The sequence below is a fragment of the Halomonas sp. 72 genome, from assembly GCF_052379785.1.
Classification (GTDB): Bacteria; Pseudomonadota; Gammaproteobacteria; order Pseudomonadales; family Halomonadaceae; genus Vreelandella; species Vreelandella citrativorans.
In genome coordinates this window covers 26,415-42,078 of sequence record NZ_JBQSYY010000003.1, presented here as the reverse complement: position 1 = coordinate 42,078, position 15,664 = coordinate 26,415, and the positions used below count along the sequence as shown (strand labels likewise).

Here is a 15,664-nt window from a genome sequence, read left to right as displayed (position 1 = left end):
AGTAAAAAGGTTTATACCCGCTGGGAGCGACCGGAGGCAGCTACCATTGCCATCAACCGGGCGGGAATATCATCGAGTGCCGCAACTTCCACGGCGCCCCCCACGGCTATCGCTTCACGCGGCATACCAAAGACCACACACGTCGCCTCGTTTTGGGCAACGGTAGGCGCGCCAGCCTGGCGCATTTCCAAAAGCCCCGCAGCCCCATCTTTGCCCATGCCGGTTAGAATCACCCCGATGGCGTTACGCCCAGCCTGTTCAGCGGCGGAATGAAACAGTACATCGACGGATGGCCGGTGCCGGTTGACCGGCGGCCCGTTGTCCAGGCGTGCCACATAGTTTGCTCCGCTGCGTACGAGCTTTAAGTGCTGGTCGCCAGGGGCAATGTAGGCGTGGCCCGGCAGCATACGTTCACCATCAGTCGCCTCTTTGACGGTTATTCGACACAACCGATCCAGGCGCTCGGCAAACGAGCGCGTAAACCCTCCCGGCATATGCTGGGTGATCAAAATGGCAGGGGAGTTGGCAGGCAACGGCTCTAATACCGCACGGATGGCTTCCGTGCCGCCCGTGGATGCGCCGATGATAATCAGCTTTTCGCTTGAGACTAACGGCGCTTTTAACTGTGCAGGCGGTGGAGCATTTTTATGGCGCGCCTGACGCGGCCGTGAACGTGCGGCCGCACGCAGCTTTTCGGCGATTTCATTGGCGTACTCCATCATGCCATGCCGAATACCCAGGCTTGGTTTGGCCACAAAGTCCAGCGCGCCAAGCTCAAGTGCACGCAGCGTGATTTCCGAACCGCTTTGCGTGAGCGATGACACCATCAAGACCGGCATGGGCCGCAGGCGCATCAGGCGTTCCAGAAAATCGAGCCCATCCATGCGCGGCATTTCAACGTCAAGCGTGAGCACATCAGGGTTGTGTTGCTTAATTAAATCCCTGGCAACCAGTGGATCAGGCGCCACGGCAACCACTTCCATGTCCGGCTGAGAGTTGATAATTTCGGTTAACAAATCACGAATCAGCGCCGAGTCATCGACACACAATACTTTGATCTTGGCAGCGCTCAATGCACGCCTCCTTTGCAGTTAATGCCGGGTATACTGCCTTGTTTGCACGGATAACCACGCATTAGGCGTATGAAAAGCACGAAAATGGTTCCATTAAGCCCGCGTGTATACCGTCTGGCCCCGCAGCTTGAACGCATCACTAATATACGAAAAGTTTTCAGAGTGGCCGGCAAACAGCAGGCCATCCGGCTTCATAAGGGGCGCAAACCGCTTAAGAATCTTTGCCTGCGTCTCTTTATCGAAATAGATCATGATATTTCGACAAAAAATGGCATCAAACGGGCCTTTAATCGGCCACTGTGTCGACAGCAGATTAAGTGGCATAAACTCAACCAGCTCGGAAACTTCCGGGCGCACACGAGCGAGACCCTGTTGCTGCCCGGTGCCCTTCTGAAAAAAGCGCTTTACACGGGCTTCGTCTAATTTGCGCACCTGCTCTTGCGGATAAATACCGAGGCGCGCACGGCTTAGGGCATCGGTATCTATATCGGTGGCAATAACTTTCGCCTGCGCGGCTTTCGGCCCTAACGTTTCTAACAGCGTCATGGCCAATGAATAAGGCTCTTCCCCTGTTGAGGCAGCCGAGCACCAAATAGTGAACGGACCTTGCTTATGGCGAAGATGCTCTGCCAGAAGAGGGAAATGGTGCGCCTCGCGAAAAAACGCGGTCAGATTAGTCGTCAGCGCATTGGTAAACGCCTCCCACTCTTTTGCGTCAGGCTGACGCTCCAGACGCAACAGGTAATCGGTAAAACGCGTCAAGCCATGATGCCGAAGGCGCTTGGCTAACCGGCTATAAACCATCTCGCGTTTATGCTCGGCCAACACGATGCCAGCACGCTGGTAAATAAGCTCTCGTATTCGTAAGAAATCCGCATCCGTGAGCATCAGATCTCGTTCAATCTGATGACTAGACGCCCACTGATTGGCGTCGACACCTGGTTCGCGTTGTTCGCTCAAAATTCTTCCCATTCCTCTACAGGTGTCGCTTGTCGCTGCACAGCAGGCGCGGCTACTTTGTTGCGCGCTGCGGGGCTGGCAAGCGTTGTTGCTTGTTTAGCAGGTAACGTGTTCGCCAAGGCAACAGGGCGTTCTGGGCTCTTCTGGTTAAGCCGAACGGCTTCAACCGATAACGCCAGCAGGCTTGCCTGTTGCTCTAACGCGGCAGCCGCGCGGGCGGTTTCCTGGACTCGAACAGCATTTTGCTGCGTTGCTTGATCCATTTCGGCGACTGCCTGGTTTACCTCCGCAATACCACTGCTTTGCTCTTCAGACGCTGCCGAAATTTCGTGCATGATATTGGTAATACTGCGTGCCGCCTCAGCGACCTCACTGATCGCGGCTTCTGCTTTTTCAACCAGCCCAGCGCCCGCATTGACTTCCTTGTTAGAACCGTCAATCAACCCTCGAATTTCCTGGGCAGCGCCGGCGCTTTGTCCGGCTAAATTATGCACTTCTTCGGCCACCACGGCAAAGCCACGCCCATGTTCGCCGGCGCGCGCCGCCTCCACCGAGGCATTCAGCGCCAGGATGTTGGTTTGGAAAGCTATCGAGTCGATGGTATTGATGATATCGGCCATCTTTTGAGAGCTTTGGGTAATGCGTTGCATATTGTCTACCAACTGCGCCATTAGCTCGCCCGTTTGAGAAACCCGAGTAGAGTTATTATCGGCGAGTCGGCGGGCTTCTTGAGCGTTGTCGCTATTCTGACGTACGGTAGCCGTCATCTCTTCCATACTGGAGGCCGTTTGCTGTAGCGAAGCAGCCTGTTGCTCGGTACGTGAAGAGAGCGCTTCATTACCTGTCGCAATATCTTGTGCGGCAGGCGTTACGATATCTATCCCGCCTTTTACGTCGCCAATAATGCTGCTTAAGCTTTTACGCATGGCATTAAGCCCATCAAGTAGCTGGCCCACTTCATCGTGCTGACGCTTGGGCGCGGAAGCCGCCAGGTTACCGCCCGCGATTTGCAGCGTAAAACGTGATGCGCCCTTTAGGGGACGTATAATTGCGCGGAAGGTTAACCAACCAATCGCTATCAGCAGCGCCAACCCAACCCCCAGCACCACCGCTTGCGTTGCGATAATGGTGTTTTGCGCGTGCTGGGCATCAACCGCCATTTGTTCAGCCGCTTGCTGTTTTTGCTCAATGAGCTGATTCACGCTTTCAGAAAGTGCCCGCCCCTCATCAGACATGACGCTGATGACGGCGTCCAGCCCAGTAAACGCTTGGTAGGTCTCTTCGGCTTGCAGCACACGGGCCGCCTGACCCATTCCCTCCTCAAGAAAGGCCTGAAGTTGATCGTTAAACGCACTGGCAAGCGGCGTGTTATTGACCGCACGGGTGTAATAGCCCTGCCATACGGTGGCTACTTCTTCAGCACGCTGCTCAATGGTTTCACCTATTTCAAAACGCTGATTGATCAACTCCATACGCTCTGGTTCAATCATTCCCTGGCGCGTATTGGCGATCATTTGGTCAATTTGTTGCAGCCTGACGACGTCGCGCAAACCATCGCTATTAAGCCTCTCAAGCCGCTCACTTGACGCGTTAAGACCGTAAAGACCCAAGCCCCCGCTAATCAACAGCAACGCCGCAGCGACCACAATCATGCCAACCAGTTTGGCGCGGATGGTATTCAACTGAATCCTTTTCAGCCACTGGCCGACACCACGCTGTCGCAGACGCCCTTTGTCCAGGTAGAGATGCTTGTTACGTCCTTCCCGTATCTCAGCATAAGCCTGTTCAGCACGCTTTATGGCCTCACGTGAGGCTTGAACGCGCACCGAGGCGTAACCAACAACCTGTTCGTCTTCAATAATTGGCGTTACGCTGGCGTCCACCCAGTAGTGATCACCATTTTTACAGCGATTTTTAACCAACCCACGCCAGGTATCTCCGCCCTGTACGGTTTGCCAAAAATTCTCAAACGCGGCAGGCGGCATATCCGGATGGCGAACCAGGTTATGCGGAGCACCTATCAACTCGTCATGCGTGTAGCCACTTATCTCAATAAATGCCGGGTTCGTGTACGTAATACGACCTTTTAAATCCGTACGAGAGACCAGAAAATCGTCTTCTTTTAGCTCGATTTCACACTGCGAAATGGGTTGGTTATTGCGCATTTAGGGGCCTTATTGTTCAGTTCTTAAACTATCGTTGTTTATAGCGTTTGCTATTAAAATGCTTCCCAGGCTTCTGTTTCCACCTTTCTTGAAGCAGTGCCGATAGAAAGAGGCTTGGAAGTGACGGACGCGACAGGCCCCGCCGCGGATGAGGCGGATACAGGCGTTGGGTTATGAGCAACCTGAAAACGCTCAACGGTATTTCTTAACCGCGCCGCTTCATCTTCAAGCTCATTGGCGTTATGAGCGGCATGCTGAACAAGCTGGGCATTTTGCTGAACCACTTGGTCCATTTGTGCAACCGCTTGATTAACCTGAGCAATACCGTTGCTCTGCTCTTCGGAGGCTGCAGCAATTTCATCCATGATATCGCTGACCCGCTGCACTGCATCCACCAGCGCTTGCATGGTCTCACCTGCCTGATTGACCCGCTGCGTGCCGGTCTCTACTTTACCCAGCGAGGTATCAATGAGCGTACGAATCTCCTTCGCCGCGTTAGCACTGCGACTGGCCAGGCTACGCACTTCCTGAGCGACCACAGCAAACCCCTTGCCATGCTCACCCGCGCGGGCAGCCTCTACCGATGCGTTAAGCGCCAGGATATTGGTTTGAAACGCAATATTATCAATCAACGTGATGATATCGGCCACTTGATGAGAGCTGGCATTGATATCCTGCATGGTTTCAACAATGCCGCTCACTTCTTCACCGCTTCGCCTCGCTGTTAACGTAGCGTTTTGCGCAAGCTGGCTAGCCTGACGTGCGTTATCGGCATTGTGGCCCACCGTTGAGGCAAGCTGTTCCATACTGGAAGCGGTCTCTTCAAGCGAAGAGGCCTGCTGTTCAGTACGCGAGGAGAGGTCGTTATTACCGCTGGCAATCTGTTGAGAGCGCGCATAAATGGACGACCCACTGCCACGCACAACGCTCACTGTTTCTGATAAAGAAGCCTGCATATGCGCCATCGCAACGTATAACCGGCCTATTTCATTATTGCCCGGTACCGAGATCTGCTGGCTTAAATCGCCCTGAGCCATGCGTTCGAAATAGCCAACCAAACGATCCAGTGGCTTAAGTACATTGACCGTCACGCCCCAAATCACCACCACGACGGTCGTCACTGTGATCACCACAATGGCAATGAGCGCCCAGCGAATGCGGCCGGTAAAGTCCGAGAACTCTGCCTGTTGAACGTTGCCGTCACTGGCGGCCTGTATGATGGCTGCGCCATGCTGAAGGGCATAAAAACCGATGCCACAGGCCACAATCACCAGTAACGAAAAGGAAGCAAGCACCAGCCCCCAACTGAGCCGCACGGTCATGTTTCCCAACATCTGCCGCATTAGCTGTGTCACAATGTTTTCTCCAAACACAACGTCACTCGCAGGCGCATTCCTTGGCGCTAGAGGGGCCGTTCAACTTGGAAAGACACGTTCCGTGTGGCCTTTTTAGTACAAAGTAGCGGCAGTCGCCTTAACGATTGCTGGTGCTATCCACCAATGCCATCTCTTCACTGGTAAGCAGCTTATCGATATCGACAAGTACCAGCATGCGGTCATCCAGGCTGCCAAGACCGCTCAGGAAATCAGACGACAGGGTGACGCCAAATTCAGGCGCCGGTTTAATTTGCTCAGGGTTTAATGTCATGACGTCAGAAACGCCATCGACCACGATACCCACGACGCGATCGGCGACGTTAACCACAATCACCACGGTCTGGCCGCCGTACTCCACGTTGTCAAGATGGAATTTGATACGCAGATCGACAATCGGCACAATCACGCCGCGCAGATTGGTAACCCCTTTAATAAAGTCAGGCGCATTGGCAATACGCGTTACATTTTCGTAACCGCGAATCTCCTGTACCTTCAAAATATCAATGGCGTACTCTTCTTCGCCTAATGAAAATACTAAAAACTCACGGTTTTCAGCTTCATCCGCGGCGAGAACCGCCTCATTATTTGCTTGACTCATGACGGCTCAGCCTCCTTATATAAAGAGATAGGTTGATTATTAATCACTTTGCTCGCTTCTTTCTTGACCCTGCTCAAGCGATGCAGTCCTGTGATATCCAAAATTAGCGCTACGCTGCCATCCCCCAGGATGGTTGCCGCCGAAATCCCCGGCACCTTGCGGTAATTGTCTTCAAGGTTTTTCACCACTACCTGCTGCTGCCCAACCAGCTCATCAACCAGCATGGCGTAACGACGCCCTTCGCCCTGCACAATGACCGCGATACTTTGGGTAGGGTCCGTAATGGCGTTTTCTACATCCAGAACTTCATGAACCGCAATAACAGGCAGGTATTCGTCGCGCACCTTTAAGACAACGTCGTCTCCGGCCATCGCGTACATCTCGTCTTTGGTTGGCTGTAACGACTCAAGCACGGTAGAAAGCGGCAGAATAAACGTCTCCCCACCGACCTTAATCGACATGCCATCCAGTATCGCAAGCGTTAACGGCAGCACGATCCGCGTGTTGGTGCCTTCGCCTTTTTTGGACTGGATCTCAACACGACCGCCCATTCCCTGAATATTACGTTTAACCACATCCATGCCCACACCACGTCCGGAGACGTCGGTCACGGCCTCAGCGGTTGAAAAACCTGGCGCAAAAATAAGCTGGTAAACGTCTTCGTCACTCATGGTGTCAGAGACGCTAAGGCCATTTTCACGTGCCTTGGTTAGCAGTCGCTCACGATCCATTCCGGCGCCATCATCGCGCACCTCAATCAGGATATTACCGCCTTGATGGCGAGCAGAAAGTACAAGCTTGCCCATACGGGGCTTGCCAAGCGCTTCGCGCTTATCCGGCATTTCAATGCCGTGATCAAGGCTATTACGCACCAAGTGAGTTAAGGGGTCGGTAATCCGCTCAACCAGGCTCTTATCAAGCTCCGTGGACTTACCCTCGGTCACCAGCTCTATCTCTTTACCCAGCTTGCCCGCGGTATCGCGTACAACGCGCGGAAAACGGCTAAACACGAATTCCATGGGAATCATGCGGATAGACATGACCGCTTCTTGCAAGTCTCGGGCATTACGCTGCAAAAGGCTCATGCCATTTTGAAGCGAGCTGTTGCCCACCGACTGATCGTCCAAATCGCTAACCGTTTGATCAAGCATCGATTGGGTAATGATTAGCTCGCCCACCAGATTGATAATCTGGTCGACTTTATCCACCGAAACGCGAATGGAAGAGGACTCGGCGGCCGCCTTTTTCGACTTAGTACTGCTATCGGGTGCCTTTTTGGCCTCTGCAGGTGGGCGCGCAGCTTCTGGCTCAGGTGTTGCAGGCTCCGGTGTTACTGGAGCAGGCGGCGGCGTGCTTTTAGCCTCCTCTTGTGCAGTTGCAGGGGCACCACTCGCTACACGAATCTCAATCTGCTCTGGTTCAATGATGAAACACATGACGGCTTCAATATCGTCAGCGCTGACATCGCCACTCAGTATGACTTCGTAACATTTCTCATCGCCAGACTGCGACTGAACATCGCCCAGCTGCTCAAGCTCTTCAACCAGCAACGTACGCTCTTTTTCAACCACATTAAGCAGGGCGACAATCAGCTGGTTTTGACCGGCTGAGGCTTTCGCTGGTTCTTCAGCCTGGACGACCGGTGCAGGTGCCGCTGCCTCCACCGGCGCATCCAATGTTTGACCAATTTCTTCCAGAGCTATCTGCTGTAATACTTGGCAAATTCTTTCGTACGCCTCTTGATTGGGCGCTTCCTCGTTGCGATAGGCATCGAGTTGCTCATGCATGATGTCTTTAGCCTCTAAAAAGGTATCCACGAGCTCGGCACGCAGTACAAGCTCCCCTTTACGTGCATGATCCAGCAGATTTTCGAGTATATGCGTTGTCTTTTGTAGCACGCTAAAGCCGAAGGTACCTGCTCCACCTTTGATCGAGTGCGCCGCGCGGAAAATAGCGTTTAGCTGCTCAATGTCGGGATTATCGACATTGAGCTCCAGCAAGTGCTGCTCCATATCAGCAAGCAACTCTTCAGCCTCTTCAAAAAAGGTGTCAAAAAAATCCGCTATATCCATGCACCACTCCACTCTAACGTCATATTTTTGTCACAAGCCAACGCTAATCCGACGCATTTGTCGGCAGGGGCTCTTGCGTTAAGTCTTCGACCAGGTCATCCGCAGAAGCAGGCAGCGTGGCATCAGAACTCATCGTTCCCGGGTTGCGAATCGCCTCTGCGATTTCGGGTAGCAAGACGACAAGTTCAATACGGCGATTAACCGGATCCCGAGGATCCGTATCGGGTAACACGACACGGTTAGCAAAGCCTGATACGCGCAGCAGTTGATCAGGATCAAGCCCCCCGGTTACCAGCTCGCGGCGTGAGGCATTGGCACGATCATTAGAGAGTTCCCAGTTGCTATAACCCCGATATCCTCCGGCATAGGGCACGTTATCGGTATGTCCACTAATACTAAGATCGTTAGGCAATTCGTTAAGCAACGGCGCAATAGTACGCAGTAAATTGCGCATATACGGGGCTACCTGATCACTGCCCAACTCAAACATTGGGCGTTGCTCGGTATCCAGCAATTGGATACGAAGCCCTTCACGGGTTAAATCAAAGCGCATTTGCCTGCGTAGCTGACGCAGCTCGGGGTCTGCCTCAATTGCGCGTTCGATGCGCTCCTGTAGATCGGTGAAGAAACGTCGCTCCTGCATGCTTGGCCGGGTCTGCTGCATGGTATCGATGCGCGCTCTTTCACCATCACTGTGTGTCGGGTCCGGGCCACCGCCAGGAATAACCCTGGTACTGCCTGATTGATCACCACCAGTGATCGCCGTCACCAGTGGCGTACTGAAATATTCTGCCACGCCGCGCCGCGTTTCTTCACTGGAGACACTTAAAATCCACATTACCAGGAACAGCGCCATCAGCGCGGTCATGAAATCCGCTAGAGCAATTTTCCAGGCGCCGCCGTGATGCGCATGCACCACCTTTTTACGCCGGATAATAATCGGGCGCTTTTCACCGCCCTTACTCATGCAGTACCGCCCTTCCTGGCATTTTTCACATACTCTTCAAGCTCGAAAAAAGTTGGACGCTCGGCGGTATACAGCGCTTTACGGCCAAACTCAACGGCCAGCTGAGGTGCGTAGCCGTGCAAACTTGCCAATAATGTTATCCGAATGCATTGCATCATCTTTTCTGCTTCCTGGGCTTGCCGACCGGCGAAGCTGGCAATGGGGTTAATAAAGCCGTAACCCAACAAAATACCCAGGAAGGTTCCCACCAGCGCGTGGGCAATCATTTCACCCATCTGTTGCGCAGTGGCATCCGCATAGCTCAATGCCTTGATGACCCCCATTACTGCCGCCACGATGCCGAAGGCGGGCATGGCATCGCCCACTTTTGCAATCGCATCGACGGGGACATGAGCCTCTTGTTCAAATACTTCGATTTCGTGCAGCATCAGCTCATCAATTTCCATAGGCTCCATGCCGCCACTCACCATCAGGCGCAGGTAGTCCGTCAAGAACGTCATGACATGCGGATCAGCTAATACAGCAGGATGTTCTTGAAAAAGGGGACTTTCTTGAGGGTTATCAATATCTCGCTCTATGCCCAGCATTCCTTCACGGCGGATTTTTGACAATAGCTTGTACTGCATTGCCATCACTTCCATGTAAAATGCTTTGTTATATTTTTTTGCTCCCCTGAGCCTGGGCAGTAGCTTGAAGGTGGCTTTAATCGCTTTGATGTTGTTGGCAGCGATAAATGAGCCAACACCAGCACCGCCGATAATGACTAGCTCAAGTGGTTGGTACAGAGGGCCTAGACTGCCACCTGCCAGCACATAGCCACCAAATACACATAACAAAACGACTACATAGCCTAAAAGTATCAGCACAAGCAGGGTCCTTGCGGTGTTTCAGTATTAAGTAGGGAACCAAAACTTAGCCATCTGTTCAGATGGCTGAGTGGCGTTCCAGCTCAAGTACAAATTAGCTTTATCATACCAGGGCTAATGTACAGTCTAATTAAAAAGTAACGCCGCCTTTTAACGCTATCTATTCGTTAAAGGCGCATTTGATAATTCTTTTACCCTTCACTGATGCCGTGGCTATCTTCCTTGGCTTGCTGCGCCTTACGGGTTTTACCTGCCCGCGATGGCGGCTGACAAATACCACAGATATAGTCGTGGGACGGGCTATGGGCATGAGCCACAAACTGCCCACCACAGCGGGTACAACGGCTAAACTCAAGCAGGTCGCTTTCAAAAAAGCGCACTAACGTCCAGGCACGCGTCAAACCCAATACGGGCTCGGCGCCCTCCAACATCATCTGCTCGTTGTAAAGTCGATAGGCTTTTACAAACGCTTCGATTCTCTCGCAGCAGGTGTCTCGCAGCAGGCTGGCGTAGATATTGTAAAAAAGCGATGAATGAACATTGGGCAGCCAAGTAATAAACCAATCGGTCGAAAACGGCAGCATGCCCTTAGGCGGCGACATTCCACAGACTTCTTTATAAAGCTTGATCAGTCGCGTACGGCTTAATTCGGTTTCCGTTTCCAGCACCTGCAAGCGTGCGCCTAGCTCAATCAGCTCAATTGCCAGCTGCACTTGGTGCATTTCATCCACCAGGCTTTTCTGGGTCACCCCTTATCTCCTGATAATGACTCAAATGTATCGCCAGCTAACAGTAGCGAAGCGTGTAGACCAGCGAGCCCCTGATCGCGCGGATTCTCAGTGATCTGACGTAGCCGCTGAGCACTCGGCTGACTGAATCGACATATCAGCTGGTTAGTACGCGCCAATTTCGTCAATTGGCGAGCACTCAGCGAAGACAGCAGTTCAGCAACGTCATTATCTATTTTTAAACGAAATAGTGCTGTTTCGCGGTCTTCACTTAACAGGCGCTGCGCGAGAAGCAAATAGGCTAAATTAATTTCTTCAATTTCATCGAGATAGTTGGTGTGACTCATAGTGTTCCATCAAATGACACAGGCGCTATCTTGTAACCGTTATGCGGACGCCTTGATGACTTTTCTGCCCCTTCGCCATGGTTGCACACTATCTATATATTGGCTACTTGGCTCAATCATGGCGTTTTAGGCCCTCGTCTGACAGCTCAAATACCCACACCAGCAGCTCTGCCACTACTTGATAGAGGCGCGGGGGTATCTCTGCGTCTAAATCCAGCTGCATTAAAAGTGCTACGATCTCAGGTGCATCATGCACATAAATCCCTTGCCGGTGGGCTTCCGCCATAATGCGCTCGGCAAGCTCGCCGTACCCCTTTGCGATAACACGTGGTGCGCGTTCGCTTTCCTGGTAAGCAAGCGCAACCGCCTGGCGGTTACGCTCATTCGGCACGGACATCACTACTCTCCAGCGGTATATACCGCGCACGCACCTGCACTTTGTCCAAATCCAGCGCATTCAAACGCTGCTCTAAAGTAGGGATACCTTGCTCAAGATACTGATGCGTGGCTTTATCGGCCGTTGTTAAATCAATACTTAACACCGCTCGATAAAACCACAATGAGACGCTAAAGGCTCCTAAATTAGGCACATCCAACTGCATCTCAGAGCGCCACCCATCCTCCTTTTGGCTATTATCACCTTCACCGTCCCCCTCTTTTTCTTGAGCAGGCAGATGGATCACGAGCGCCATAAAAATGCCTGCCCAAACGTCACCCTCCCAACGAACCACAGGCATGACCAGCATGTCCAACTGCTGACGTACGATACTTTGCAAACTTTCATGGACCACTTCACGGTGCCCACGACTGCTGAGAGCTTCCATGCCGCGCTCATAGGCCATGGCATCGCGCGTCAACCTGGCATTATCCTCCATACTGGGCGGCGCACTTTGCGTAAAAGCTGCTGTATTCGGCATTGGGGCTGCACGCGTGGCGGCAGTCTGATCGTTGGATACATACTGCAAAGCGCTGCCGGGCACTATTGCTTTGGTCAAAGGCGACTCGGAAAAAGACGCCTTTAATAAAAACGGCACATTAGGCGATAACGGCTCGGCGGGCTGTAACGGCGCATGGAGCTGCAGCGGTACACTTGGCAGTGATGCACTAGGCTGTAGCGCAGCGCCTGAGGGCAGTGCGAGTGGGCGAGGGCCGGGCTGCATTTGCGGCTCTCGTAGCAGTTGCTGACGTGCCATATCGCCTTGAAACCAACGCTTTAAATGGGACTCATAAAACAGCCCGCTATCGCGTATGCTGGACTCCAAACGTTCCGCAACAACCGTCGCCGCTGGCGCCTCTTGCGCAGCCAACAAGGGCGCGGGTGGCCGAATGACAGCAGGTGGCGCAGGGAAGCGCAGTAACACATCCGCAATACTGCGCGCTGCTGGACTGAAATGGGTCTGTGTTGACCCCGGCGGCGCACCCTGCGCATCACCTCGCGCCAATAGCCTGTCACCGTTAAGTGACCCCGGCGCGCGCTTTAAATCATTCAGCAATGCCGGTTCAGTACGTCCATCAAGGCGTGAATCGCCCTGTAGAGCGCGCGGCCCCTCACCAGGAGGAATCGGCTTAACAGGTTCGCTCAGCGCATGCTTTAACGACACCTCCCCCTGTCGACCCAGCACTTGATGCATAAGCGTATCAATCAACGGTGTGATACCACTCACTTGGCCGCTTCTCCATCGTCAGAACCCAAGGCACTAAAAGAAGCGCCCTGCTGGGGTGCGTAGGCACGATGAAGATCTCGCTGACGCTGAGAAACACCAATTAGCTTGCCTAACTCATCTCGCCTTGCCATCAAGCGACGCCGAATTTCCACATCATATTCTAAAATGCGCTCAAGTAACTCTGCCTTACGCTGCTTGGCGGGATCATCCAGCACCACCACGCTATCGAGCTTGCGCACCTCCTCGACCAGCAAGACATAATGGGTGCGCTGCTCAATCAGTTCTACCCACTGCTCGGCGCTGGCCAGCTCATGCATTTGAGTAACATGAACCAGCAGCCCCTCATACGCATCTAACAGTACGTGCGGTGCGTGATCGTGGGCATTTATGGAAGCTGCCATGAGGGCCTCATACGCTTTGCTGTTGTCCAATTTCACGCCATGCAGAGGCAATATTTTCAAGCAGTTGCTCCGCTTGGTTTAAGCTTTCCTCGTCATTTCGCAAATTGGCGGTGAGTAATAAGCGAGCGATGTAGTCATAAAGTGACGCCAATCGCTCAGCAATATCGCCACCTTTTTCTTGGTCAAGGGCGGCGCCAAGGCCGTTATTGATAATATCCAACGCTTTGGATATTGCTTTGCCTTTCTCACTCGTGTTGCCGCTTTGCATGTGGATACGCGCAGCACGAATAGATGTTTGCGCTCCCTCAAACAACAAGACAATAAGCCTATGCGGATCAGCTGACATCACGCCACTTTCGACACCAACGCGCGCATAAGCGTTAGCACCTCTTCCGTAGGCAGCACTGCCGCGAGAGTATGTCACTAGCTTAAACTCCTAATTTATAGCGGTTACTGGTCAGACAACACGGTAACCGCCGCCCGTCTTTTCTCATTTAACACGAGCACACCATGCTCATCTATAAAATGATATCGGCGCAATGGCGCCTGACTTTAATGGCGCGGCCAACTTTCTTTGCAACAAAAAAGAATACGTGATCAAGCCATGTCACGTCGAAATAGCCACTTCCTGCGTTGGCTTACCGAGCCGCTCCTGCACATCACTACGCACCGTATTCCCAAGCGTATCGCGCATGGGAGGAACGGCCTGCTGAGTTAATACCACCTCGACGAGCATGCCATCGGCATCCAGCCGCAACACCCAAGCTAACTGCTCACTCGAAAAGCGGACCAAAGAGCCGATCGGCAATGTTGTGAAATGCTCGATATAGCGCTTTACCCAGCGCAAATCAAACTGATGCGAATGCTGTAACAAGTGTCGATAAATTTGCTGCGTAGTTTTAGCCGGACGATCAGCTCGGTCTCGGCGCATTGCCTCTACAACATCAACCACCGCACTGGCCTTGGCCAGCTCATTGATATCGCTCCCGCTCACGCCCTCTGGATAACCACTGCCATCCAGGCGCTCATTAATGCCACCAATTACCGCCTGAACAACGCTGGTCGAAAGCCATTGACAGTGCTGAAGGCGGCCCATCAGTAAGGACACATGCTCACTCATTGCCTGCCGATGGGGTGCTTCAAAACCAGGCACCCTAAACACAACCTGCGGCACCAGCGCCTTGCCCAAGTCATGAATCAAACCGCTAGCCACAATGGCTTTACGCGCCTCGCGAGGCATATTAGCGCCGACCAGATCAAGCAGGTGCACCGCCACCGCAATACCATGACGTACCAGCAAGGGCTCAAGTGACAGGCAACGCGAGGCAAACAACAAAGACTCTCGATCCTCCTCGTGAAGCAGAAGTACACGATCAGCGTTACGCGATAAGCGTCGCGCATCAATATCGCTACCCTGCTGTAACAGCAGGATTTGGGCATCCAGATAGGCAGCCACTTTCACAAGCCGCCGCGCCATGGGCGTCGCATAATGCTTGATATCTCGCCGACCAACACGCTCGCTACTCATACGTTGGCGAGACCGTTCAAACAGCGGTGATGACTGTCGGTCATTCGGACGATCCATTTTATAGCGGGCAGCCTCGCGCTCTATCTCACACACGAAGTACCAAATCTGGCGCTCTTGCTCTGCCGTAAAGCCAGAAAACTGAAACCCGATGCGCAGCAGGTGCTTTTCAGGATCAACCTTTTGGTGGCGAGCAACACCCTGCCCCTCAAAATAGGTGCCGTCAGGAAAATTTAGCATTAGCTTTAGAGGGCTATCCGTTTCCGGCAGTACACCACTCGCTGCCATCGGCAGCTCTAACTGACACCCCTCTTGGGAAAGATCGCGTAGCTCACCTATCACCTCTTCACCCAGCGCTCCAACAATAGAGGCCGTTACTATCATCCCCATACGCAGTTCGGCGCGAAAGGATTCGCGCCTCTGTAGGACATCAAGCGCCGCCGGGTAGTCACTGCAACATAAAAAACGCCCCCCAGAACGGCGCGCCTCAGTCAATGATAAAAGAGGGGTACGGATTAATTTCCCCTGCGTCTGACCGCGCAGGTAGAATTTTTCGCCCTTCTCCAGGCGCCCAAGCAGAAAATCAACAGACGACAGATCCATGACGAGTGTCTGGCCAACGTGCTGCTCCATAAGAACAACAGGCTCAGGGGTTGCGTCAGACGAAGCCATACAAAGAGACACACCACCACTTTCAATCATTGTATTTAGTAGCAACTCAATCGCCGCCGCATTGGCAATCGTTTCGTAATCGTCTCGCTGCGCTAGCATGCTCGCCTCACTTTTCCAACACGTTAATCAAAGGCTACTTTTTCAAAAACACCCCAAGAGCCTGTTCAAAGAGCTGTTTTAAATACCACTTCAAAACGGCAAAGCATAGCAGACGCGCTCTGGTTAGCGCAGATACTGCAAAGGGCCAGTC

The 15,664-nt window shown here is 52.9% G+C and carries 15 protein-coding genes; all 15 read right to left on the bottom strand.

All coding sequences use genetic code 11. The features are described from left to right. Nucleotides 1-11 precede the first annotated feature (11 nt). Nucleotides 12-1,073 (bottom strand): protein-glutamate methylesterase/protein-glutamine glutaminase, encoded by a 1,062-nt coding sequence (locus ACT3T6_RS04020; protein ID WP_193053677.1) that lies wholly within the window; start codon nucleotides 1,071-1,073, stop codon nucleotides 12-14. Nucleotides 1,074-1,166: 93 nt separating this feature from the next. Beyond that, complete coding sequence (locus ACT3T6_RS04015) at nucleotides 1,167-2,033, bottom strand: CheR family methyltransferase (RefSeq protein ID WP_193053678.1); 867 nt, start codon at nucleotides 2,031-2,033, stop codon at nucleotides 1,167-1,169. Next, on the bottom strand, nucleotides 2,030-4,198 hold the full coding sequence (locus ACT3T6_RS04010; protein ID WP_193053679.1) for a methyl-accepting chemotaxis protein: 2,169 nt from the start codon (nucleotides 4,196-4,198) through the stop codon (nucleotides 2,030-2,032). The genes ACT3T6_RS04015 and ACT3T6_RS04010 overlap by 4 nt, the downstream gene beginning before the upstream one ends. Before the next feature lie 53 nt (nucleotides 4,199-4,251). Further along, nucleotides 4,252-5,541 carry a methyl-accepting chemotaxis protein gene (locus tag ACT3T6_RS04005; RefSeq protein WP_193053707.1) on the bottom strand — a complete coding sequence of 430 codons (1,290 nt, stop codon included), beginning with the start codon at nucleotides 5,539-5,541 and terminating at the stop codon, nucleotides 4,252-4,254. Between the two features lie 130 nt (nucleotides 5,542-5,671). Beyond that, complete coding sequence (gene cheW, locus ACT3T6_RS04000) at nucleotides 5,672-6,172, bottom strand: chemotaxis protein CheW (protein WP_193053680.1); 501 nt, start codon at nucleotides 6,170-6,172, stop codon at nucleotides 5,672-5,674. Next, the gene (cheA, locus tag ACT3T6_RS03995) at nucleotides 6,169-8,244 is read right to left on the bottom strand and encodes a chemotaxis protein CheA (RefSeq protein ID WP_193053681.1); all 2,076 of its coding nucleotides are present in this window, start codon (nucleotides 8,242-8,244) and stop codon (nucleotides 6,169-6,171) included. The genes cheW and cheA overlap by 4 nt, the downstream gene beginning before the upstream one ends. A gap of 43 nt (nucleotides 8,245-8,287) precedes the next feature. After that, on the bottom strand, nucleotides 8,288-9,211 hold the full coding sequence (motB, locus tag ACT3T6_RS03990) for a flagellar motor protein MotB (RefSeq protein WP_087109056.1): 924 nt from the start codon (nucleotides 9,209-9,211) through the stop codon (nucleotides 8,288-8,290). After that, nucleotides 9,208-10,077 (bottom strand): flagellar motor stator protein MotA, encoded by an 870-nt coding sequence (gene motA / locus ACT3T6_RS03985; RefSeq protein ID WP_193053682.1) that lies wholly within the window; start codon nucleotides 10,075-10,077, stop codon nucleotides 9,208-9,210. Before motA ends, motB begins: the two co-directional genes overlap by 4 nt. A gap of 191 nt (nucleotides 10,078-10,268) precedes the next feature. Beyond that, nucleotides 10,269-10,826, bottom strand: coding sequence for a flagellar transcriptional regulator FlhC (gene flhC / locus ACT3T6_RS03980; protein ID WP_087109060.1), 558 nt, complete (start codon nucleotides 10,824-10,826; stop codon nucleotides 10,269-10,271). After that, nucleotides 10,823-11,152 carry a flagellar transcriptional regulator FlhD gene (flhD, locus tag ACT3T6_RS03975; protein WP_087109062.1) on the bottom strand — a complete coding sequence of 110 codons (330 nt, stop codon included), beginning with the start codon at nucleotides 11,150-11,152 and terminating at the stop codon, nucleotides 10,823-10,825. Before flhD ends, flhC begins: the two co-directional genes overlap by 4 nt. 112 nt (nucleotides 11,153-11,264) lie before the next feature. Beyond that, nucleotides 11,265-11,549 carry an EscU/YscU/HrcU family type III secretion system export apparatus switch protein gene (locus ACT3T6_RS03970; protein ID WP_193053683.1) on the bottom strand — a complete coding sequence of 95 codons (285 nt, stop codon included), beginning with the start codon at nucleotides 11,547-11,549 and terminating at the stop codon, nucleotides 11,265-11,267. Continuing rightward, entirely contained in the window at nucleotides 11,533-12,816 is a 1,284-nt protein-coding gene (locus ACT3T6_RS03965) for a flagellar hook-length control protein FliK (RefSeq protein ID WP_193053684.1), read from the bottom strand. Before ACT3T6_RS03965 ends, ACT3T6_RS03970 begins: the two co-directional genes overlap by 17 nt. Further along, on the bottom strand, nucleotides 12,813-13,217 hold the full coding sequence (gene fliT / locus ACT3T6_RS03960) for a flagellar protein FliT (protein WP_193053685.1): 405 nt from the start codon (nucleotides 13,215-13,217) through the stop codon (nucleotides 12,813-12,815). The genes ACT3T6_RS03965 and fliT overlap by 4 nt, the downstream gene beginning before the upstream one ends. Nucleotides 13,218-13,224: 7 nt before the next feature. Next, complete coding sequence (gene fliS, locus ACT3T6_RS03955) at nucleotides 13,225-13,641, bottom strand: flagellar export chaperone FliS (RefSeq protein WP_087109068.1); 417 nt, start codon at nucleotides 13,639-13,641, stop codon at nucleotides 13,225-13,227. A 183-nt stretch (nucleotides 13,642-13,824) separates the two neighbouring features. Beyond that, nucleotides 13,825-15,513, bottom strand: coding sequence for an HD domain-containing phosphohydrolase (locus ACT3T6_RS03950; RefSeq protein WP_193053686.1), 1,689 nt, complete (start codon nucleotides 15,511-15,513; stop codon nucleotides 13,825-13,827). Nucleotides 15,514-15,664 lie beyond the last annotated feature (151 nt).